Here is a 22,974-nt window from a genome sequence, read left to right on the forward strand (position 1 = left end):
AAGGCTTTATGTGCCGGCGCGGCACAGGAAAGAGGAAAACATGAGATTTGAGGAATTAACGATAGAAGGAAGAAACGCGGTGTTAGAGGCTTTCCGCTCTGGAAAGCCCATAGATAAGCTGTTTGTGCTGGAAGGCTGCAAGGACGGTCCGGTGATGAGCATCTTGAGGGAGGCTAAAAAGAGAGATACGCTGGTGAAATTTGTCTCAAGGGAGCGCTTGGATCAGATCTCTTCCACGGGCAGCCATCAGGGTGTGATCGCCTACGGAGCCGCTTATGAATACGCGCAGGTGGAGGATATGCTGAAGCTGGCCAAAGAGAAGGGGGAGCCGCCGTTTCTGTTTCTGCTGGACGGGATCGAGGATCCTCACAATCTGGGGGCGATTATCCGTACGGCGAATCTGGCCGGGGCCCATGGCGTCATTATCCCGAAGAACAGGGCGGCGGGGCTCACAGCGGTGGTGGCCAAAACCTCTGCCGGCGCCTTAAACTATACGCCGGTAGCCAAGGTGACCAATATATCCTCTGCCATCGAAAGCCTGAAAAAGGAAGGGCTGTGGTTTGTCTGCGCAGATATGGGCGGAGAAGTGATGTACCGGCTCAATCTGAAAGGGCCCATCGGCCTGGTGATCGGCAATGAGGGCGAGGGCGTAAGCCGTCTGGTGAGAGAAAAGTGTGATATGACCGCTTCCATTCCCATGAAGGGGGAGATTGATTCCCTCAACGCTTCGGTGGCAGCAGGAGTGCTTGCCTATGAAATTGTGAGACAGCGCATGCTGTAATGGTATCTGTGTATGCCTCTGTTTCGCAGCTAAAAAATAAATTGACTTACATAGGCTGCTATGCTATACTAGATAGGTATGAGCAAACGCCGGCACCCAGAGTTCGGATACTCCAACCGATGTCTTAGTGTCAGGTTTGTATAAAATAACAGGAGGAAGAAACGATGATTTCAAAGGAAAAGAAAGCAGAGATTATCAAGGCTTACGGCAGAAAACCGGAAGATACCGGTTCACCGGAAGTTCAGATCGCTATTTTAACAGAGAGGATCACGGAGCTGACAGCTCATTTACAGGAGCATCCGAAGGATCACCATTCCAGAAGAGGTCTGCTGCAGATGGTTGGTCAGAGACGTGGTTTACTCGATTACCTGAAGAGAACTGATATTGAAGCATATCGTACTCTGATCGAGCGTTTGGGCATCAGAAAGTAAGATATGACGCACGGGGACTGTCTCTAAGATGGCTGATGGCCGTTTATGCTGACTGTCCCTGTTTTTTCAGCATTCCATGGAACGATGGTAATAGCAGAAGTCGATCACCGAGACCACTGAAAAGGGCATTTGCCTTTTTAAGTAAATGCCTTTTTCAGTAGTTTCGGTATCTTCTGCTTACTATATAAAATTAATAATATGAAGGAGATACGCAATGTTTAAAAGCTATTCAATGGAATTAGCCGGCAGAACACTGACCGTAGATATCGGCAGAGTGGCTGCACAGGCAAACGGCGCTGCATTTATGCACTATGGCGATACGGTGGTTCTTTCCACTGCAACCGCATCGGAGAAACCCAGGGAAGGCATCGATTTCTTCCCGTTAAGTGTGGAGTATGAGGAGAAGCTGTACGCCGTGGGCAAGATCCCCGGAGGCTTCAATAAGAGAGAAGGAAAGGCCAGTGAAAATGCGATTCTAACCTCCCGTGTCATTGACAGGCCGATGCGCCCTCTCTTCCCTAAGGATTACAGAAACGATGTGACATTAAATAACCTGGTTATGAGCGTGGATCAGGATTGCAGCCCGGAGCTTACCGCTATGCTGGGATCCGCCATCGCTGTGGCTATTTCCGATATCCCGTTCGACGGCCCTACGGCGACTACACAGGTGGGCCTTGTAAACGGCGAACTCGTATTTAACCCTACCGCAGTGCAGAAGGCGGAGTCCGATCTGGCTCTGACCGTTGCGTCCACCAGGGATAAGGTGATCATGATTGAAGCCGGAGCGAATGAAGTTCCGGAAGCGAAGATGATTGAAGCGATCTTTGCCGCTCACGGAGTGAACCAGCAGGTGATCGCATTCATAGATACGATCGTTGCAGAGTGCGGCAAGTCCAAACACAGCTATACAAGCTGTATGACTCCTGCAGAGCTGTGGGACGATATGACTTCCGTCATCAGCCCCGAGCAGATGGAGGCAGCTGTGTTCACCGATGTGAAACAGGTGCGTGAGGAAAATATCCGCCAGCTCAAAGACATGCTGGAGGAGAGATATGCAGAGAGCAATCCGGACTGGCTGCCTTTGATTGATGAGGCTGTTTACCAGTACCAGAAAAAAACCGTCCGCAAAATGATCTTAAAGGATCACAAGCGTCCGGACGGACGTCAGATCAATCAGATCCGCCCCCTGGCAGCGGAGATCGATCTGCTTCCCAGAGCACACGGATCCGCCATGTTTACCCGCGGGCAGACACAGATCTGTACGGTGACGACACTTGCGCCGCTTTCCGATGCTCAGAAGCTGGACGGGCTGGATGAGGCGGAAACCTCTAAGAGATATATGCACCATTACAATTTCCCTTCCTACTCCGTAGGCGAGACAAAGCCCAGCAGAGGGCCGGGAAGGCGTGAAATCGGCCACGGCGCTCTGGCGGAGAGAGCTCTGGTACCGGTACTTCCGACGGAAGAGGAATTCCCTTATGCGATCCGTACCGTATCGGAAACCTTTGAATCCAACGGTTCCACTTCACAGGCCAGCATCTGCGCGTCATCCATGTCTCTTATGGCGGCAGGCGTGCCGATTAAAAAGGCTGTGGCAGGTATCTCCTGCGGTCTGGTGACCGGTGAGACCGATGACGATTATCTGGTGCTGACGGATATCCAGGGCCTGGAGGATTTCTTCGGAGATATGGACTTTAAGGTGGCAGGCACCCATGAGGGCATCACTGCCATACAGATGGATATTAAGATCCACGGTCTGACCAGACCGATCATTGAGGAAGCGATTGCCAGAACAAGAGAGGCAAGAATCTACATCCTGGATGAGGTAATGGCCAAGGTAATTGACAGACCCAGGCCGGAAGTCGGAAAATATGCGCCCAAGATTGAGCAGATCTCCATCGATCCGTCCAAGATCGGTGATGTGGTCGGCAAACAGGGCAAGGTGATCAATAAGATCATTGATGAAACCGGCGTTAAGATCGATATCGCAGAGGACGGCAGCGTGTCCGTATGCGGCACCGATAAAGAGATGATCGCCAAGGCGATTCAGATCATCAAGAGCATTGTGACGGATGTGGAGCCCGGACAGATCCTGACCGGCAAGGTGGTCCGCATCATGAATTTCGGAGCCTTTGTGGAGCTTGCGCCGAACAAGGACGGTATGGTTCATATATCCAAGCTTTCCAAACAGCGCGTAGCCAAGGTCGAAGATGTGGTGAATATCGGTGATGTGGTTACCGTAAAGGTTATGGAAGTGGATAAGATGGGCCGCGTGAATTTGAGTATGAAAGATGTGGATGCAGACAAAGCAGCCGCTAAAGATAAATCAGCAGAAAAAAAGGACAGTGAGGCTTAATGCTCGATATTTTCGATATGCATACCCATTCCATTGCCAGCGGCCATTCTTATAACACGATTTATGAGATGGCCAGAGGCGCCGCTGACCTGGGCCTGAAAGCGCTGGGGATCACGGAACATGCGCCGGCTCTGCCGGGAACCTGTCATGCGCTGTATTTTTCCAACCTTTATGTGGTGCCGCGGGAGCTTAGTGGAGTCAAGCTGTATCTGGGGGCGGAGCTGAATATCCTCGATTATGAGGGAAGGGTGGATCTGGGACCTGCGGAGCTGAAACGGCTGGATATCGGGATTGCCAGCATGCATCCTCCCTGCCTCACGCCGGGGAGTTGTAAAGAGCTGACCCATGCCTATATCTGTGCCATGGAAAATCCGTATGTGCAGGTGATCGGGCATCCGGATGACGGCAGATATCTGGCAGATTATGAGGAGATGGCGCGCAAAGCGAAGGAATACCATGTGCTGCTGGAACTCAACAACAGTTCTCTCAAGCCGGGCGGTTATCGACAGAACAGCTGGGAGAATGCCAGAGCCATGCTGAAGCACTGTGAACGTTTCGGGACAAAAGTGATCATGAACAGCGATGCTCATGTGGTGAGCGATGTCGGAGATCACCGTTTCGCCTGGAAACTGGTGCAGGAGACAGGGTTTCCAGAGGAACTGGTGGTAAACGGCAGTCTGGAAGAACTGGACGGATATTTGCAGCGATAGTGTATGTTGGCCGACAGAATGACCCGCCGCAGGAGATGAATCCTGCGGCCGGGATTTTTTCAAAACAGGCAGGCTTACGGGGCGGCCTGTTTTTTCATTACATAGGAAAGTTCTCCGAACTCTCCTATGTAATAAAAAAGCCCTCCGGGCAGGAACGCACTGCGACGGAATGGAATGATGTCGCTGAAGCGACCCGCCGCAGGCGGAGAATCCCGCGAGCGGGATTCTTTTTACATCAGCAACGCGTTTTCTGAGCAGGAATAGAAATAGACGTGATCGGACAGCCGTTCTGTGATATCCACATCATTTTCATTGATTTCTCTTACCATGCTGCACAGGTCTTCATGGCTGATCACATCATCCCTGGGAATTAATATGACCTCATGGATACTGCTGGGAAGCAGGTAGAAATCTCCATGCTCTTCGGCGAACTTATACATCAGTCCCGGATACAGCATACAGCTGGCGCCGTAGCAGCGGTTTTTGTTGGTCAGTACATACATGGTCGGACGGCCTTCCTGTGAGCCGTGCAGGTGTTCCATCATCAAAGAGGCGAAACTGTCCAGTTCGCTGTCCGTAACACTGAGCCTGTATTCGTTGAGAGAGACATTGTCGTTAAGATCCTTCATCAGCATTTCCCGCATCACTTCGTCCATTGTTTTCAGCTCATATCCCAGCTTGGCGGGCGTATTGGCCGCGGCGATCCGATACAGTGTGTCTTCACCGATACCCCATAGCTTCAGATGATCATTGTGGATCAGGGCGGTGGCATCTCCAAGACCGTCGCTGTGCAGGATCAGGTAGTATACGATGGCCAGATCCAGAAAACGCTTATGGGGAATACCGTTTAACAGTTCACGGTTGCTTTCGTAGTTGATCAGCCGGAACGCGATGCTGGATTGTATATTCTCGAACTTCAGGAAACGTTCGGGCTGAAATTTAAAGGATACTTTGTGGGTTTCGTAAATCGAGAGAACTTCGGAAACGATGTATGGAAGAGAGGAACCGGCCATATATTCATCGTAATAGTCATTCAGATAGATCGAAGGGGTGATATTCTGCCCCTCCGGCAGAATGGTGAGACAGTCCAGCGCAAGGCTGTTGTTTTTGAGTATTTTATGCAGCTCCACTCTGGTGTTGTCGCCCATTATCTTTTGCAGGCTGGTTTTCATGTACGACAAAAAATCGATGTAATCCATAGTTGGAATACCTCCTGATATGTTTAAATAAGTAGAATTGGGATAAATCGTCCTAAGAATTGGACATAAGATAAAACTGATCTGTACATGCACATTTATTATTTTACAACAGTTCCCGCTCATGGGCAAGTGTTAATCGCAAAAAAAATCATGTTTTTAAAAATAACGCTTGCTCATTTTTAAAATCTGTTGTACAATAAATATCGCGCATCTGTAGCTCAGGGGATAGAGCAACGGCCTCCGGAGCCGTGTGCGGTGGTTCGAGTCCACTCAGATGCATTCTTTTGGAAACACTCCTTACGGCAGGAATTCCCCGCGTGACAGCGGTGCGTTTCTGCCCATCGGAGTGTTTTTTCGCTTTCACGGCAGATTCGCTGCGCTTTATTGAAAAAAACGGTGTGACCGGTCAGTACACTGGCTAAACTGTCCTTGTAAAGAGGCGGCCGGCACTGTATACTATATGAAAGCAGCCCTGTGACTGTACGGGGCTGCACTACAACAGAAATGAGGAACGTGTATGCTAAACATACGCTGGAACAGATTTATACCCTTAATGGCAGCTGCTATTCTGCTGATTACTTGTTCAGTTCCGGCCCGCGCAGCAGACGGGGAGGAGAGTGAGGCCCGTGTTTTGACAGTGGCCTTTCCAAACAGTCCCGGGATCAGCGAAGTCTATGAGGACGGCACATTTGGCGGCAGCGTCTATGACTGGCTTCATGAGATCTCCAAGTATACCGGCTGGGAGTATGAATTTGTGACCGGAGAGGCCACCGAGCTGCTCGATGAAATGAGCAGGGGCGGGTACGATCTCATGGGCGGCATGTACTACCTGGAAGGCTATGACGAGATATACAGCTACCCCAAATACGTTATGGGCGCCAACTACTCACTGCTCATGTACCACCGGGATGACGATACCATCAAAAGTTTTGACTATACGACGCTCAATGGAAAGACCATCGGTGTATTCAAAAAGGCAGTCAGCAAAATTGACCGCCTGCAGAAGTTTCTAAATTTTAACCATATAGAGTGCGAGCTGATATATTACGATACGTCGGAGGAGTACGGGAAGTGTCTGGATCATGACGAAGTCGACCTCATGTACGGAAATGATGTATATATGAACGAGGAATACAATGTCGCGGCAAAGATTGAGGCGGATCCCTACTATATCGTCACCTCTCACGACGAGCCGGAACTGTGCCGGCAGCTTAGTGAGGCTATGAGCGCCATTTATTCCGCTAATCCTAATTTTGCCGATGAGCTGTATGAGAAATATTTTCCGTCTGAATACATCAACACCATCGACTTCACCCCAAAGGAGCAGGAGTTCCTGAATCAGAGCGGCCCGATCCGGGTTGCGGTGGTAAAGCAGATGTATCCGCTGTACTATGAAGATGGGGGAACGCCCAGGGGAATTGTTCCGGACTGTCTCGCTCTGATCGCAGGCCGGACAGGACTGGAGTTTGAGTATGTCTATGTGGGGGCATACGGAGAACTGCAGGGGCTGCTTGAAAACGGCGAAGCGGATATGATTGGCAGCTATATGGAGACGGAGCGCACTGCAGACGCGGCCGGACTGGCCTGCACGGCTCCCCTGGTCCCGCTTGACTCCACCTTGGTCCGCAACAAGTATTCGGATCTGTCCAAGGATGGTCTCGTGATAGCGGTTCCGGCGGGTAAAAGTCTGTCATCGGCCGGGATAAAGGGAACGGTCAGGGAATATCCGCAGTATGAGGACTGCTTAAGGGCAGTCAACCGCGGTGAAGCAGACTGTGCCTACATCCCGGCTTCCTCTCTGGAATGGCTGTACGCGCAGGACTATTACGCGAACGTAACCATCTCGGTGGATATGGCACAGAAGGAGCAGATGGCATTTGCCATCCTTCGGCCGGTCAATGTGCTGCTGTACTCCGTAATAAGCAAGGCGATCGGTAATCTTGCGGACGCGGAGATCAACAGCGTCCTATCGCAGGACCTTCTGCCTACGTTCGCCGCGCCCGCTACCTTTAAATCGCTGCTATATACGAACCCGGTAATGGTAATTTCGATTTCCGTAGGATTTGTGGTGCTGGCGGCAGCCGTGTTTCTGCTATTTAATGCTTATAAAATGAAGACGCGGATCATGCGTGTCAAACTGGAAAAGGCGGAAGAGACCAGCAGGGCAAAATCGGACTTCCTTTCCCGGATGTCCCACGAGATCCGCACCCCAATGAATGCGATCATAGGCCTGACTAACCTGGCTATGATGAAGGGGGAAGCAACGCCTTCCGTTCGGGAGGACCTGGGTAAAATAGATACTTCTGCCAAATTCCTGCTCTCTCTGCTTAACGACGTGCTGGACATGTCTAAAATCGAGAGCCAGAAAATGAAGCTGTCGGCGGCGCCGTTTCGAATGGACGATCTGGTGGAGCAGCTTGAGGATATATTTATGCTTCAGGCAGAGCAAAAGCAGCTGAAGCTTGTATTTGACTGCCGTCCGCAGGACGGGCTCTATGTAGGCGACAGCATGCGTCTTAGCCAGATCCTTACAAATCTGCTCTCCAATGCATATAAATTCACGGATCCGGGCGGACGGATCACGCTGACCATTCGGGAAGAGGAGAGGGAAGGCGGGGAAGCCATCCTCTTTTTCTCCGTTCGGGATACCGGCATCGGGATCCGTCCGGAGGATCAGGAACGCATTTTTCTCTCCTTCGAACAGGCCGCGGACAAGAAACCCAATGCGCCGGGAACGGGGCTGGGCCTTGCCATCAGCAAAAGCCTGGTGGAACTTATGGGAGGAAAGCTCAGTTTAAACAGCCGGCCCGACGAGGGTGCAGAATTCAGCTTTACTGTCCGGCTCCCTGTTTACTGCGGTGCGCTGGAGTCGAAGAAGGCGCCAAAGAAGCGGACATCTCTTCCGCTAGCCGGGATGCATGTGCTTGTTGCGGAGGACAACGACATCAATGCGGAGATCGCCATCGAGCTCCTGCGGATCCAGCAGATTGAGGCCGACCGTGCGGCGGACGGGCGTCAGGCCGTGGAGATGTTTGCATCCCGCCCGGAGGGATATTACGGTGCGATTCTTATGGATGTGAACATGCCTGTTATGGACGGCATGCAGGCCGCCGTGCAGATCCGGGCGCTGGACCGTGCGGACGCTTTGTGCATTCCCATCCTGGCTATGACGGCAAATACCTTTCAGGAGGACCGGGAGAAGACGAGGCAGGCCGGCATGACGGGCTTTTTGCCAAAGCCGTTTGAAGCGCAGCAGCTTTATGAGGCGCTGGAAGGGGCGGTTGCCCGGACATAGAAGAAAAGCCCTGATTTTTCGGGGCTTTTCATTACATATTTCATGTATATGTGTTCACAAATCAATCACAGAATTGTAAGAAGATGGACCTTGCAATTTTTGCATGTGTCTGATATTATTGTATAGACGCGGTAATCGACAAAGACCGCGATGTTTTGGTTACAGCAGTTGAAGGAGGAATTTAGATGCAGTTTAAAATAGATAAAAAGTTTATTGAAAAGTACGGTAAGTATATGATTCTCGGCGCAGTTGCGCTGCTGCTGGTAATCATTCTGATTGTGTCCGCGCTCACAAAGAAACCGGAGGTGCCGGCAGGCCAGACCGTTGAACCCACCACCGATGAGGCGGTGACAGAACCGGCGGAAACGGAGCCCCCGCTTCAGGAGGATGCGTATCCGGAGATCAACAAACTGTTTGAAACCTATTTTACTGCTAAGAAGGAGCTGAATGTAGATCAGCTCAACAGCATAGTGGTACAGGAAGAGCCCTATACTCTTGAAGAGATCGAAAAAGAGGGGGAATATATCGAGAACTACCAGAACATCAAGTGTTATACGAAGCCGGGACTGCAGGACAATACGTACCTGGTGTATGTGTACTTTGAAATAAAATTTATGAACATCGATACGCCCGCACCGGGCATGGTGCAGCAGCTGGTCTGCATGAACAGTGACGGAACCCTGTATATCAATGCCGGAAAAGTGGATGCGGATGTAAAGAGCTATATGGATGAAGTATACAACAGCCAGGATGTAAGGGCGCTGATTACGAGTGTGGAAGAGAAGCTGCAGCAGGCCATGTCTGCGGATGAGAACCTGCTTAAGCTGGTGGACAAATTAAGAGAGGGTGCGGATACCGGAACAACACCGCCCGAGACCGAGCCGGAACAGACACAGCCGCCGGAAACACAGCCAGAACAGACGCAGCCTTCAGAGACCGAGCCTGCAGAAACACAGCCGGAGCAGACGCAGCCGTCGGAAACACAGGCGTCTGAAACCACCGCTGCGCCTTCCGGAACCACCACCGTATATGCAAAACAGAATGTGAAGATCCGTAAAGAGCCCTCCACAGACAGCGAAGAGGTGGGCAAGCTTACCGGAGCGGCTTCCATCGAGCGCATCAGCGATGACGGAACCTGGAGCAAGGTGCTCTATAACGGCGCTGAGTGCTACATAATGAGTGATCTTTTAACAACGGTTAAACCGGATACAGCACCGTTTACGGCAACGGACGAAACGGTATATGCGACCACGGATGTGAAGATCCGCAAGGGACCCAGCACCGATTCGGAAGAGGTTGCAACGCTGAAAGCCGGAGATTCCATCAAGCGGACTGCTTATAATGATGAGTGGAGTAAGGTGGAATATAAGGGGAACACATACTATGTGGCAACTCCGTACCTTAGCAGACAGAGACCATAAGGGATAAATATTGAGGCGGCCTGTGCCGCCTCTTATTCCGTTAAAATGAACTGTGAACAAAGCGATGAAAAACTGGGTGTCAGAGAGGAACTGATAAAATGGATGTGAAAGATTTTGACTATGATCTGCCGGAAAAACTGATCGCACAGGATCCCTTAGAGGATCGGTCTTCCTCCAGACTGATGGTGCTGGATAAGAAGAGCGGAGAAATTAAGCATACAGTATTTAAGCACATCATTGACCGGCTCTGTCCCGGAGACTGTCTGGTGATCAATAACACGAAGGTGATCCCGGCAAGATTGATGGGAACAAAGCGGGATACAGGGGCGGCCATCGAAGTGCTCCTGCTTAAGAGAAAAGAAAACAACATCTGGGAAACGCTGGTCAAACCCGGCAAGAAGGCGAAGCCCGGCACAGAGATTGTGTTTGGGGATGGCCTGCTAAGCGGAACCGTGCTGGAGGTGGTGGAAGAAGGAAACCGCCTGATTCAGTTCCGGTTTGAGGGCATATTTGAAGAAATTCTGGATCAGCTGGGGCAGATGCCCCTTCCGCCCTATATCACACATCAGCTTCAGGATAAAAACAGGTATCAGACCGTATATGCCAAGCATGAAGGATCCGCCGCCGCACCGACAGCAGGGCTGCATTTCACACAGGAGCTGCTGGAGCAGATACACAACAAGGGCGTGGATATAGCGGAAGTAACGCTGCATGTGGGTCTGGGAACCTTCCGTCCGGTCAAGGTGGAGAATGTCCAGGATCATCACATGCATTCAGAATTCTACTGCATCGATGAGGATGCGGCGGAAAAAGTAAACCGTGCGAAGCGCAGCGGCCGCCGGGTGATCGCGGTGGGAACCACCAGCTGCCGCACCTTGGAATCCGCAGGAGCTCAAGACGGAAGCATCCGCGCCTGCAGCGGCTGGACAGAGATATTTATTTATCCCGGTTATCAGTTCAAAGTGGTGGATGCGCTGATTACCAATTTTCATCTGCCGCAGTCCACGTTGATCATGCTGGTATCCGCGCTGGCGGGAAGAGAGCATGTATTGGCCGCTTATGAGGAGGCGGTGCGGCAGAAGTATCGGTTTTTCAGCTTTGGGGACGCAATGTTTATTGAGTGAGTAAATTATTTGCAGAGAAAAGAACCCGCAAAGGTGCAGCAGTACTGTGCTTTTGCGGGTTCTTGGCGTTTTATTCCCAAATTCCCTTTTAATGTCTATGATTGCAGCCCACCCCGAATCAAACCGCCGAAACAGCCGAGTAAGCATCACAATTGCCGCAGCGGCCAGTATGACTTCCGCAGTCAGCTGGACATAAGTCAGGTTGTACAGCGGGAAGATGGCGTTGAGGATAAACAGCGCCGGAATCTCCAGCGCGATCTTGCGCAGGATTGCACCTGACGGACGATAAAACCAATCCCTTTTTAAACGGATGTGCGGATGACAAACAGAGGTATCGGGTGTATAATGGGAAGAGTATCTGTAGAATCGAAAGAATAAGGCGGGTTAGTATAATGGACAGTGATATAAAGATCCGGATTGCTGTTGCAGAAGATGCAAAAGAACTGCTGGCAATTTATGCACCCTATGTTGAGAAAACAGCAATTACCTTTGAGTATGAAGTCCCTTCTGCGGAGGAATTCGCAGATCGCATCCGGCATGTGCTGAAGAAATACCCGTATCTGGCTGCGGAGAGCGGCGGTGAGATGATCGGATACGCTTATGCGGATGCGTTTAAGGAACGGGCGGCCTATGCATGGTCTGTAGAAACATCCGTGTATGTCCGGGCGGACAGGAAGAAACAGGGGGTGGGCAGACTGCTGTATGAGGCTCTGGAACAGATCCTTAAGCGGCAGGGCATACTCAATTTGAACGCATGTATCGCATATCCCGAAGAAGAGGATGAATACCTGTCAAAGGACAGTGTTCTGTTCCATGATAGGATGGGTTACCGCATGGTGGGAGAATTCCGGCAATGCGGTTATAAATTTAACCGCTGGTATAATATGGTCTGGATGGAGAAACAGATCGGAGAACATATAGAGGGCCAGCCTTTCGTGAAGACATTTGAAGAAATCAGAACGGACAGGAAAACCGAAGTTCCGATGCAGAAGGAAAAAGAACAGTTAGAAAAATATTTCCAGACGCTGATCAAGCAGCTGCCGGGAGGCGTTGCCGTAGTCAGTTATGGCCGGGACGGGAAAATGGTGCCGGAATATCTCTCGGATGGCTTTGCCGCAATGACCGGCATGACGCCCAAAGAGGCATATCGCCTGTACCGTAAGGACGCTCTGACCGGTGTGCACCCGGATGACCGGAAGACAGTTACGGACCGGATGGCCCGGTTTGTGAACAGCAAAGAGAGCAGCTGTGAACTGATATACCGGCTGCAGAAGGGCAACGGCGAATACCTGTGGGTGAAAAACAGCCTGTCCATGATCCAGAGTGAGAATGGCGAGGGCAAAATCTATGCCAACTATAACGATATTACGAAAGAGCTTGAGGAGAGAAAGAAGCTTAGGCAGCAATACGATGATCTGCTTAGGCAGCATTACCGTACTCCCGGGCCGAATGCGCTGATTGTGGGGCACTGCAACATCACCAAGAACAGGATACTGGAGATCATAGACTATACGGATTCAGGGCTTCTTGCCGCCTTCGGCACGGACAGGGAGATGTTTTTCAGAGGGCTGGCCGGTCTTGTCGTGAATGATAAGGAGCGTAAGGCTTTCCTTAACAACTTTTTGAATGCCCCTTCACTGGAGGCATTCAGGCGGAAGGATACGGTGCTTACGCTGGATTGCTTTATAAAGCTGCCTGCAAAATCCCATGGCTGTTATGTCCAGTTTAAGATCAGCCTGGTAGAGATGCCGGATACAGGGGATATCACCGGGATTCTGACAGTAACGGATACCACGGAACAGGTCCTATCCGAACGGATCATGCGCCTGCTGTCGGTGGTCAGCTGTGATCTGGTGGCGGATGTGGATCTGCTGCAGAACCGTTACAGGCTGCTGAACGGTAATCTGGCATCCACTGACGGTCAGGCACAGGAAGGGCGTCACTCCGACCGTGTGACGCATATGCTCCAAAAACAGGTGGTGGAAGGCGATCGAAAACAGGTGGAAAGAATGCTGGATCCGGCCTATATCATGGAACGGCTGCAGAGAGAGTCCGCCTACTCGTTTCATTACTCCATGATGGGAGGTGATGAGGAGATATCCACTAAAAAACTTACGGTTTCGGCCATTGACCTGCGTCTGGGAAGAGTGTGCCTGGCGCGGGCCGATGTGACCGATGTGCTGGAAAAGGAACGGCTGGCGCAAAAAACTCTTGAGAATGCCTTAGCGCTGGCAGAGGAAGCCAGCCGTGCGAAAAGCGAGTTCCTATCATCCATGAGCCACGATATCCGTACCCCTTTAAATGCGATCATGGGGATGACGACATTAGCGACCGCCAATATCGGGGATCCTGTAAGGGTGGCGGATAGCCTGCAGAAGATATCGCTTTCCTCCAGGCATCTGTTAAGCCTCATTAACGATATACTGGACATGAGCAAGATAGAAAGCGGAAAAATCACGCTGAATCGGATGGAAATGTCGGTCACAGGGCTGATCAGCCAGCTATCCGGGATCATAGAACAGCAGGCCAGTTCGGCAGGGCTTCAGTTTCATGCGGCATCAGAGAAAATCCGCCATGAATATTTTTATGGGGACGCACTGCGTTTGAATCAGGTACTGCTCAACCTCCTCGGCAATGCGGTCAAGTTTACGCCAAAGGGCGGCAGCGTGGAGTTTAAGGTGGAAGAGCTTGCGGCAGCGGACAGGCCTGGCTTTGCGCACTACCGCTTTACCGTACGGGATACGGGAATTGGAATGACGGAAGACTTTCTTGCGCGGCTGTTTGAACCGTTCAGCCGCAGCAGAGAGGCAGCGCGCATTGAAGGAACCGGCCTGGGGCTTAGCATATCAAAGGGGCTGGTTGAGCTTATGGGCGGAACTATCCGTGTGGAGAGCAGGCCGGGAGCAGGCACAGCCTTTTTTGTGGAGGTGCAATGTGAGGCGGCAAAAGACTGCGCTGCATCGAGGGTTGAAAAAGAGAATATAAACAGGATCACCGATTCGCAGAACAGCCTGCTGCTTGGACGGAGGATTCTTGTGGCGGAGGATAATGAGATCAATGCGGAGATACTCTGCGGCGTGCTTAAGCTCTACGGTGCAAAAACCACGGTTGGGTGGGACGGCACGGAAGCCGTCAGGGAATTCCAAAATACTCCCCAAGGCACTTATGATGCGATCCTGATGGATATCCGCATGCCTGAAATGAACGGATACGATGCTACAAGGGCGATCCGGGCGCTGGACAGAACAGATGCAAAGACGATACCGATCATCGCCATGTCCGCGAACGCTTTCGCTGAGGATGTGCAGGAGGCGCTGGCATCGGGCATGAACGCGCATATAGCCAAACCAATTGATCTGAAAGTGCTTGAGGATACTTTGATTGCTATTTTACCATGAGTTTGTTATACTCAATGCGAAAGAAACTAAACGGAAGAGGTATGGAAGATGGTCTCCAGGAAAAAAATTTTAGTGGTGGAAGATAATGTGCTCAATCGCAGTTTGCTGTGCCAGATCCTGGCCGGCCAGTACGATGTGCTGGAAGCGGGCGATGGGCAGGAGGCGCTTAATATACTGAAGCAGTACGGAGAGAAAATTTCCTTGATCATGCTGGATATCATTATGCCGGTCATGGATGGGTATACGTTTTTATCCATCGTGAAAGCGGACCCGGCATATTCTTCTATACCGGTGATTGTGACCACTCAAAGCGACGGTGAGTCCGACGAGGTCGCGGCCCTGTCTCACGGCGCGGCGGATTTTGTGGCCAAGCCCTATAAGCCCAAAATTATACTGCACCGGGTTGCTTCTATTATTAATCTGCGGGAAACCGCCGCTATGATCAATCTGTTCCAGTATGACCGTCTGACAGGACTTTACAGCAAGGAGTTCTTTTACCAGCGTGTAAAGGAGATGCTGCTGCAGCATCCGGACCGGGAATATGATATCATCTGTTCCGACATTGAAAACTTCAAGCTGATCAATGATATATTCGGCATTCCGGCGGGAGACCGCCTACTGTGTGAAGTGGCTTCCATGTATATGGAAGAGGTGGGGGATAACGGCATCTGCGGGCGAATTAACGCGGACCAGTTCGCGTGCATGCTCGCGCACCGGCCGGAATATTCGGACCCGCTGTTCACGGCGGCGAGCACGAGAATCAACGCGGTGTTTCATAAGATATTCAACGCCAACAATATCGTCATGAAATGGGGAATCTATACGGTAAAGGACGCCGCTGCATCCGTAGAGCAGATGTGTGACCGGGCGCTTCTGGCGGCCAGAAGCATTAAAGGGCAGTACGGCAAACATTTCGCATTCTATGATGACGAGCTTAGAAGCCGGCTGCTTCGGGAGCAGGCCATCACGGACACTATGGAATCCGCTCTGGCCAAAGGGCAGTTTGAGGTGTATCTGCAGCCCAAATACAGTCTGGAAGACGGGACTCTCGCCGGCGCCGAAGCGCTGGTCAGATGGAATCATCCGGAGTGGGGCCTGCAGTCTCCTGCGGAGTTCATCCCTTTATTTGAGAAAAATGGCTTCATCACTGAATTGGATCAGTTTGTCTGGGACCGCACCTGCGCCATACTGGAGAAATGGGATGAGCTGGGCTATGACCCGATACCGGTTTCCGTCAATGTTTCCAGATCGGATGTGTATCAGGCGGATCTGGACGAAATTCTGGTAAAAACGGTTCAAAGGCATAATCTCCCTTTTTCCCGGCTTCACCTGGAGATAACGGAAAGCGCTTATACGGAAGATCCGAAGCAGATCATTGATACGGTGGTCCGCTTAAGAGAACTGGGCTTTGTGATAGAGATGGATGACTTTGGAAGCGGATATTCCTCTTTAAATATGCTGAACGAGATGCCCATTGACGTGCTGAAGCTGGATATGAAATTTGTGCGCACAGAAACGGAAAAGCCCGTGAGTCACGGCATACTGCGTTTTATCATGGATCTGGCCCGCTGGATGAACGTCAGCGTGGTTGCGGAAGGCGTGGAGACGGTAGAGCAGCTGGAGGGATTAAGAAGCATCGGGTGTGATTACGCCCAGGGGTATTATTTTTCAAAGCCTGTTCCATGTGCACAGTTCGAAGCTCTGATGAAAGACAGAGGCGCGGCTGCCTTAAAGGCCGGATCAGTTAAGGACGCTTCCGGCCGAAAACAAAGAGTCCAAAGCAGCGGTGATGCGATGGAAACTGCGCAGGAGTTCTGCGATGCCTGGTTTACCAAAGGGGATCTCGATACGACCCTCTCCTATGTGACGGAGGATATCCGTTTTGTCGGTACGGGATATAGTGAACACGCCTACGGATACCGGGAGATGGAAGCATATCTGCGCAAGGATATCGGTGAGATATCGGAGCCGTTTGACATGCAGATATCCGCGGTCCATCAGCAGAAGCTGGCGGCGGACGCGTGTGCGATAGACATGGAGCTGACTCTTAAAAATTCTTCTTATGCCTGGCAGCTGCGTTTCTTCTTTATTCTGACCGTGTGTGAGGGCCGGTGGCTGATAAGGAGCTTTCATGCGGCAGAACCCGGCAGCAGCCAGAGGGGGGAGGAGCACTATCCCAAGACCCTGGTGATGCAGAGTATGCAAAAGCAGCGTCAGAAGCTTCTGAATGATTCCATCGCCGGCGGCATGATGGGCGGGTATATGGAGCCCGGTTTCCCGTTCTATTTTATCAACCGGTGGATGCTGGATTATCTGGGGTATGAAAGCGAAGAGGAATTTACCGAGGATATCGGCGGTCTCATTTCCAACTGCATGCATCCGGACGACCGCGATGCGGTGGATGAATCGGTAAATCACCAGCTGGAGCAAAAAGGGGAGTATACAGTCGATTACCGCATGAAGAAACGGGACGGCTCCTATATTTGGGTACATGATATGGGACGGCTGCTGACCGCAGAGGACGGAAGGACGGTGATCGTCTCCGTCTGTATTGATATTACAAAACAGATGGTGGCTCAGGAGGAAGTGCTGCACATCTACAACAACATACCCGGGGCCGTTTTTCTCTGCCGGTTCGATGAGGATTTTTCGGTGATTGATGCCAATGACGGCCTGTTTGAATTTGTCGGCTATACCCGGGAAGAATTTGCGGCTATGGGCAATAAAATGTCCGCCATCATTTATCCGGAGGACCTTAAGATCATGGCCGATAAACTGGCTGCGCAGCTGTCCCACGGCAGCAGGATACATAACGAGAACCGCCTGATCTGTAAGGATAAAACGGTAAAATGGATTTCCATCAATGCGCAGCTGTTTACGGAAAGCGACGGCCAGCAGTATTTTTACTGTGTGTTTGTGGATATAACGGAAGAAAAGCAGCTGCAGGAATGGATGAAAGAGCTGTATGAAAAAGAATTGACCTATTTTGCAGAGCTTTCAAGCTCCGATGGAAGCGTGCAGGGAATCGTCAACATCACACAGGACCGGATGGAGAGCTATCTGACCACATCGGACATGGCTATATCCGGGACAGGCGATACCTACCGGCAGATGATCGAAAATCTGGCCTACTGTGCTGTGGATGCATCCTATGGGGAAGAAATCCGGCGCACCCTGGACAGAGACGCGGTGATGGCCGGTTATGCAGCAGGAAAAAGTGATTATCACTTCGAATTCCTGCGCAAGCGCAGCAAGGGAGGCGTATTCTGGGCAAATACGAGCTTCAGATGCTGCTTGAGGCCGGATACCGGAGATATCATCGGATTTTTCTATACGCTTGACGTAACGGAACAGAAGCTGCAGGAACAGCTCCTTAGTCAGATTGCAAAGCTGGAATATGACAACATCACGGAAGTGAATCTGAAAAAAGGAACCTACCATATCTTTTCGCGGCAGGATGCGGAAGGAAACCAGCTGCCCGCAAGCGGGGAGTTTTGGGAGGAAGTGCGCGCTCTGGCGGAACGGATGATGGAGGAACCGTCAAGAAAAGAATATCTGGAAAAGCTTGATTACCGGTATATGCAGGAGCAGCTGGACAGGCAGAACGCCTACACATTTATTGTGGAAATGAAGGATGACAAAAATGAGCTGCGCGTCAAACGGTTTCATGTCTTTTCTATCAGCCGTGAGCTGGATCGGGTGTGCGTGGCCCGCACGGATGTGACCGATGTGGTCCGCCAGGAACAGCGCCAGAAGGAAGAGCTGGCTTCTGCGCTGGTGGCTGCTGAGCAGGCCAACGCGGCCAAGTCGGACTTTTTATCCCGCATGAGCCATGAGATCCGCACACCGATGAACGCGATTATCGGGATGAGCGCGATTGCAGCGCGGTCCATAGGAGATGACGAGCAGGTGGCGGACTGTATCTCCAAGATTGGCATTTCATCCAGATTCCTGCTGTCCCTGATCAATGATATACTGGATATGAGCCGGATTGAAAGCGGCAAGATGCTGCTGAAAAAAGAGAAGATCCCCACGGAGGAATTTCTGGCAGAGATCAATTCCATCTGCTACACACAGGCGGCTGCAAAGGATGTGGAATATGAGTGCATCGTGGATCCGGTGATGGACGACTATTATATTGGTGATGCGATGAAGCTGCAGCAGGTGCTCATCAATATCTTGAGCAACGCGATTAAGTTCTCCCGGGAAGGCGGCAAGGTTACCTTTTCGGCGTCACAGCGCAAAAAGACCAAGAATGACGCGGTGCTGCGCTTTATTGTAAATGATACCGGCGTCGGGATGAGCGAGGAATTCCTTCCGCATATTTTTGAGCCGTTTTCCCAGGAATTTACCGGCACGACCGCGCTGTACGGCGGTACCGGGCTGGGCCTGGCCATTTCCAAAAGCATTGTAGACATGATGGACGGCCGGATCGCTGTGCGTTCGATCAAGGGGATTGGATCGGAATTCACTGTGGATGTCAAGCTGGGGATTACGGAAGAGGAGAAGCTGCGCCACAATCAGAAAAAGCATGCGGCCCATTTCACCCATTTGAAAACGCTGGTGGTGGATGACGATGTGGCGGTCTGCGAGAGCACGGTAGCGACCCTTAAGGAGATGGGGGTGACCGCGGAATGGGTGGACAGCGGGCGCAAGGCGGTGGACCGGGTAAAGGACCTCTGGGATAATAAAAAATATTATGACATGATATTGATTGACTGGAAGATGCCGGGGATGGACGGGATTGAAACCGCTAAAAAGATACGCGGCATCGTGGGCCCCGAGGTTACGATCATCATAATGACGGCGTATGACTGGGCTTCCATAGAACATGAGGCAAAGCTTGCCGGGGTGAATCTGCTTATGAGCAAACCGATGTTTAAATCTACGCTGGTATCAGCCTTTACGAAAGCTCTTGGGGAAAAAGAGGAAGACACAGCGCAGCAGGACATCGTGAATTACAGATTTTCCGGCAAACGTGTGCTGCTGGTAGAAGATAACCAGATCAATACCGAGGTGGCGAAGATGCTGCTGGAAGATCGGGGATTTGCAGTGGATACCGCCGAGAACGGCCTGCGTGCCATGGAGGTGTTCAGCAAATCCGAGGATGGGTATTATGATGCGATCCTTATGGATATAAGGATGCCGCTGATGGACGGGCTGACCGCGGCGGCGAATATACGGCATCTTAGCAATAAAGATGCCCGGACAATCCCGATTATCGCGATGACGGCCAATGCCTTTGATGATGACATCGCAAAGAGCAAGGCAGCAGGAATGAACGCCCATCTGGCCAAGCCCATAGAGCCGGACCGGCTGTATCAGACGCTGTTTGATTTTATTTATGGAAAGGAGGCCGGTGCGGATGCAGGAGTTTAAGGAAATATTCGACGCTTATGGCGCGGATTATGAATCGACAATGGAACGGTTTATGAGAAATGAGGGCGTGTATCTGCGTTTCCTGGATATGCTGTTTCAGGATGGCAGCCTTAAGAAGCTGGGGGATGCCCTGCAGTCCGGCACGATGGCGGAGGCCTTTGAAGCGGCTCATACGCTGAAGGGAGTGACCGGCAACATGGGGCTGACCCCGCTTTATACGGCGGTCTGCAGAATTGTGGAGCCTCTGCGCAAGGGAGAAGACGGCGAGGATTATGCAACGCTCTACCAGGCGGTACTCGAGGAGTTTGCCAGGGCGGAAAAACTGCGCAGCAGTTTAAAGTGCGCCGTATAAGAAGCACACGGAAGTGTGCACAGATGAAGGAGGAATCTGGATGTCTCAGACAACCAAAAGGGCTTTGGAGGCGTCGCTGAAACATCTGCTGCTTAAGAAACCGCTGGATAAAATTACGATCAACGATATCGCGGAAGACTGCGGGATCAACCGCATGACCTTTTACTATCATTTTAAAGATATCTACGATCTGATTGAATGGTCCTGTGTGGAGGATGCGGCCAGAGCGCTGGAGGGCAAGAAGACCTACGACACCTGGCAGCAGGGATTCCTGCAGATTTTTGAGGCGGTGTTAGCCAATAAGCCCTTCATAATGAATGTATACCATTCGGTAAGCCGGGAACAGGTGGAACTTTATCTGTATAAGCTGACCTTTAATCTGCTGATCGGCGTGATCGAAGAAAAAGCAGCGGGCATGGCGGTCAGCGATGAAGATAAGAAATTTATCGCGGATTTCTATAAATATGCCTTTGTAGGGATCATGCTGGAATGGATCCGCGGCGGAATGAAAGAAGATCCGAAGGGCATTGTGGAGCATCTAAGCATTCTGATCCACGGAGATATCACCAGGGCTCTGGATAATTTCCGCATGGATAAGCCCTTATCAAAACTGTCAAAGTGATAAAAATTCATACAAAGCAGGCGCTGTGATAAAACTTTTATCACGGCGTTTTGTTTGTTTATTGTGGGAAACTCCGGTAAATGATAAGCTTTGATCATAATAAAAATCAAAGACGGAGGTAACAGATATGTATTATTCCAGCGGTAATTATGAAGCTTTTGCACGCCCGGTTAAGCCGGAAGGAGTGGATCATAAATCAGCCTATATCGTGGGCTCAGGCCTGGGCGCCCTGGCGGCGGCATGTTTTCTCGTACGCGACGGCCAGATGAAAGGGGATCACGTACACATCCTTGAAAAAGAACAGATTCCCGGCGGGGCCTGTGACGGATATCTGTATGAGAATCTGGGCTATGTGATGCGCGGCGGCCGTGAGATGGACAACCATTTCGAGTGCATGTGGGATCTGTTCCGTTCCATCCCTTCCATAGAAACTGAAGGGGTCAGCGTTTTGGATGAATACTACTGGCTCAATAAAAAGGATCCGAATTATTCCCTGATGCGCGCCACCTGCAACCGCGGGGAGGATGCCCATACCGATAAGAAATTCGCTCTGTCCGACAAAGGGGCCATGGAGATCATGAAACTGTTCTTTACGCCGGATGAGGAACTCTATAATAAGCGAATCGACGAATGCTTTGATGATGAGGTGCTGGAATCCAATTTCTGGCTCTACTGGCGTACCATGTTCGCTTTTGAAAACTGGCATTCCGCGCTGGAGATGAAACTCTACATTAAGCGTTATATCCACCATGTGGGTGGACTACCGGATTTCACGGCGCTTCGCTTCACGAAATATAACCAGTATGAATCCATGATCCTGCCGATGGTTAAATATCTGGAATCCTTCGGGGTACAGTTCCATTACGGCGTAAAGGTCGTCAACGTAGAATTTGATATACAGAAAGACAAGAAATTGGCGAAACGTTTGATGATCCTGAAGGACGGAGAGGAAGATACCATCGATCTGACTGAGGACGACCTGATCTTTATCACCAACGGAGGATGTGTGGAAAACTCCTCTCTGGGCAGTCAGAACACTCCGGCCTCCTTCAATACCGAGATTAAGGAGGGCGGCGGCTGGGATATGTGGCGCAAGATCGCGGCACAGGATGCATCCTTTGGCCGCCCGGATAAGTTCTGTCACGATCCGGAAAAGAGCAACTGGATGAGCGCCACTGTGACCACGCTGGACGACCGTATACCGCCCTATGTGCAGAAGATCTGCAAGCGCGATCCGTTTTCTGGGAAGGTTGTCACAGGGGGCATCGTGACAGCGAAGGATTCCAACTGGCTGCTTAGCTGGACCTTCAACCGTCAGCCACAGTTTCGCTCACAGCCAAAAGGCCAGCTGGTCGGCTGGATTTACGGTTTGTTCAGCGATAAGCCAGGCAACTATGTGAAGAAGACGATGAGGGAGTGCACCGGCAAGGAAATCTGTATGGAGTGGCTCTACCATATGGGTGTTCCGGAATCCGAGATCGCTGTCCTTGCAGAGGAGAGCGCAAATACAATCCCGTGCATGATGCCGTATATCACCGCTTTCTTCATGCCGCGGGAAGCGGGGGACCGGCCGCTTGTGGTACCCGAAGGCGCAGTCAATTTCGCATTTATCGGCCAGTTTGCGGAAACCGTCCGTGATACAATCTTTACGACGGAGTATTCCATCCGTACCGGCATGGAAGCCGTATATACGCTGCTGAACATAGACCGAGGCGTTCCGGAGGTCTGGGGCAGCACCTATGATATCCGCGATCTGCTTCATTCTGCGGTAGCCCTGCGGGACGGCAAAAAGATAACCGATATGGATCTGAAGCTTTTGGAGAGATTTGCTCTGAAGGAGATGATTAAGAAGACGGAAGGAACTGATATAGAGAAACTTCTGAAGGAATATGAACTGATTTAAGTT

13 protein-coding genes and 1 tRNA gene are annotated in these 22,974 nt (G+C 51.2%); 13 read left to right on the forward strand and 1 reads right to left on the reverse strand.

Features of this window, described 5'->3' with window-relative positions; genetic code table 11:
- Nucleotides 1-40: 40 nt before the first annotated feature.
- The 4 genes from rlmB (at nucleotide 41) to DWZ56_RS12450 (ending at nucleotide 4,278) form a co-directional block, all read left to right on the forward strand.
- Nucleotides 41-781, forward strand: coding sequence for a 23S rRNA (guanosine(2251)-2'-O)-methyltransferase RlmB (gene rlmB / locus DWZ56_RS12435; protein WP_118556963.1), 741 nt, complete (start codon nucleotides 41-43; stop codon nucleotides 779-781).
- Between the two features lie 164 nt (nucleotides 782-945).
- Nucleotides 946-1,212, forward strand: coding sequence for a 30S ribosomal protein S15 (rpsO, locus tag DWZ56_RS12440; protein ID WP_118556964.1), 267 nt, complete (start codon nucleotides 946-948; stop codon nucleotides 1,210-1,212).
- A 214-nt stretch (nucleotides 1,213-1,426) separates the two neighbouring features.
- The gene (locus DWZ56_RS12445; protein WP_118556965.1) at nucleotides 1,427-3,568 is read left to right on the forward strand and encodes a polyribonucleotide nucleotidyltransferase; all 2,142 of its coding nucleotides are present in this window, start codon (nucleotides 1,427-1,429) and stop codon (nucleotides 3,566-3,568) included.
- On the forward strand, nucleotides 3,568-4,278 hold the full coding sequence (locus tag DWZ56_RS12450; RefSeq protein ID WP_118556966.1) for a phosphatase: 711 nt from the start codon (nucleotides 3,568-3,570) through the stop codon (nucleotides 4,276-4,278). The genes DWZ56_RS12445 and DWZ56_RS12450 overlap by 1 nt, the downstream gene beginning before the upstream one ends.
- Nucleotides 4,279-4,508: 230 nt before the next feature.
- Here the strand turns inward: DWZ56_RS12450 and DWZ56_RS12460 are convergent, their stop codons facing one another.
- Entirely contained in the window at nucleotides 4,509-5,477 is a 969-nt protein-coding gene (locus DWZ56_RS12460; protein ID WP_118556968.1) for a DUF5688 family protein, read from the reverse strand.
- A 207-nt stretch (nucleotides 5,478-5,684) separates the two neighbouring features.
- On the opposite strand from DWZ56_RS12460, the gene DWZ56_RS12465 reads away from it, so the two are divergent.
- The 9 genes from DWZ56_RS12465 (at nucleotide 5,685) to DWZ56_RS12510 (ending at nucleotide 22,971) form a co-directional block, all read left to right on the forward strand.
- Nucleotides 5,685-5,756: transfer RNA gene (locus tag DWZ56_RS12465), tRNA-Arg, on the forward strand.
- A gap of 238 nt (nucleotides 5,757-5,994) precedes the next feature.
- The gene (locus DWZ56_RS12470) at nucleotides 5,995-8,772 is read left to right on the forward strand and encodes an ATP-binding protein (protein WP_118556969.1); all 2,778 of its coding nucleotides are present in this window, start codon (nucleotides 5,995-5,997) and stop codon (nucleotides 8,770-8,772) included.
- A 185-nt stretch (nucleotides 8,773-8,957) separates the two neighbouring features.
- Nucleotides 8,958-10,193: an SH3 domain-containing protein gene (locus DWZ56_RS12475; protein ID WP_118556970.1), complete on the forward strand. Its 1,236-nt coding sequence runs from the start codon at nucleotides 8,958-8,960 to the stop codon at nucleotides 10,191-10,193.
- Between the two features lie 98 nt (nucleotides 10,194-10,291).
- Nucleotides 10,292-11,317: a tRNA preQ1(34) S-adenosylmethionine ribosyltransferase-isomerase QueA gene (gene queA, locus DWZ56_RS12480; protein WP_118556971.1), complete on the forward strand. Its 1,026-nt coding sequence runs from the start codon at nucleotides 10,292-10,294 to the stop codon at nucleotides 11,315-11,317.
- 392 nt (nucleotides 11,318-11,709) lie between these two features.
- The gene (locus tag DWZ56_RS12490; RefSeq protein WP_118556972.1) at nucleotides 11,710-14,715 is read left to right on the forward strand and encodes a GNAT family N-acetyltransferase; all 3,006 of its coding nucleotides are present in this window, start codon (nucleotides 11,710-11,712) and stop codon (nucleotides 14,713-14,715) included.
- A gap of 48 nt (nucleotides 14,716-14,763) precedes the next feature.
- Nucleotides 14,764-20,094, forward strand: a complete 5,331-nt coding sequence (locus DWZ56_RS12495; RefSeq protein ID WP_118556973.1) for a response regulator — start codon at nucleotides 14,764-14,766, stop codon at nucleotides 20,092-20,094.
- The gene (locus tag DWZ56_RS12500) at nucleotides 20,081-20,446 is read left to right on the forward strand and encodes an Hpt domain-containing protein (RefSeq protein ID WP_118556974.1); all 366 of its coding nucleotides are present in this window, start codon (nucleotides 20,081-20,083) and stop codon (nucleotides 20,444-20,446) included. Before DWZ56_RS12495 ends, DWZ56_RS12500 begins: the two co-directional genes overlap by 14 nt.
- A gap of 40 nt (nucleotides 20,447-20,486) precedes the next feature.
- Nucleotides 20,487-21,068: a TetR/AcrR family transcriptional regulator gene (locus tag DWZ56_RS12505; protein WP_118556975.1), complete on the forward strand. Its 582-nt coding sequence runs from the start codon at nucleotides 20,487-20,489 to the stop codon at nucleotides 21,066-21,068.
- Between the two features lie 127 nt (nucleotides 21,069-21,195).
- Complete coding sequence (locus DWZ56_RS12510; RefSeq protein WP_118556976.1) at nucleotides 21,196-22,971, forward strand: oleate hydratase; 1,776 nt, start codon at nucleotides 21,196-21,198, stop codon at nucleotides 22,969-22,971.
- Nucleotides 22,972-22,974 lie beyond the last annotated feature (3 nt).

Origin of the sequence: Lachnotalea sp. AF33-28 (assembly GCF_003477885.1) — a bacterium.
Classification (GTDB): domain Bacteria; phylum Bacillota; class Clostridia; order Lachnospirales; family Lachnospiraceae; genus AF33-28.

What these genes read in the sequence shown, in the direction of transcription:
- rlmB (WP_118556963.1), top strand. Translation starts at nt 41, where the DNA reads ATGAGATTTGAGGAATTAACGATAGAAGGAAGAAACGCGGTGTTAGAG.
- rpsO (WP_118556964.1), top strand. Translation starts at nt 946, where the DNA reads ATGATTTCAAAGGAAAAGAAAGCAGAGATTATCAAGGCTTACGGCAGA.
- DWZ56_RS12445 (WP_118556965.1), top strand. Translation starts at nt 1,427, where the DNA reads ATGTTTAAAAGCTATTCAATGGAATTAGCCGGCAGAACACTGACCGTA.
- DWZ56_RS12450 (WP_118556966.1), top strand. Translation starts at nt 3,568, where the DNA reads ATGCTCGATATTTTCGATATGCATACCCATTCCATTGCCAGCGGCCAT.
- DWZ56_RS12460 (WP_118556968.1), bottom strand. Translation starts at nt 5,477, where the DNA reads ATGGATTACATCGATTTTTTGTCGTACATGAAAACCAGCCTGCAAAAG.
- DWZ56_RS12470 (WP_118556969.1), top strand. Translation starts at nt 5,995, where the DNA reads ATGCTAAACATACGCTGGAACAGATTTATACCCTTAATGGCAGCTGCT.
- DWZ56_RS12475 (WP_118556970.1), top strand. Translation starts at nt 8,958, where the DNA reads ATGCAGTTTAAAATAGATAAAAAGTTTATTGAAAAGTACGGTAAGTAT.
- queA (WP_118556971.1), top strand. Translation starts at nt 10,292, where the DNA reads ATGGATGTGAAAGATTTTGACTATGATCTGCCGGAAAAACTGATCGCA.
- DWZ56_RS12490 (WP_118556972.1), top strand. Translation starts at nt 11,710, where the DNA reads ATGGACAGTGATATAAAGATCCGGATTGCTGTTGCAGAAGATGCAAAA.
- DWZ56_RS12495 (WP_118556973.1), top strand. Translation starts at nt 14,764, where the DNA reads ATGGTCTCCAGGAAAAAAATTTTAGTGGTGGAAGATAATGTGCTCAAT.
- DWZ56_RS12500 (WP_118556974.1), top strand. Translation starts at nt 20,081, where the DNA reads ATGCAGGAGTTTAAGGAAATATTCGACGCTTATGGCGCGGATTATGAA.
- DWZ56_RS12505 (WP_118556975.1), top strand. Translation starts at nt 20,487, where the DNA reads ATGTCTCAGACAACCAAAAGGGCTTTGGAGGCGTCGCTGAAACATCTG.
- DWZ56_RS12510 (WP_118556976.1), top strand. Translation starts at nt 21,196, where the DNA reads ATGTATTATTCCAGCGGTAATTATGAAGCTTTTGCACGCCCGGTTAAG.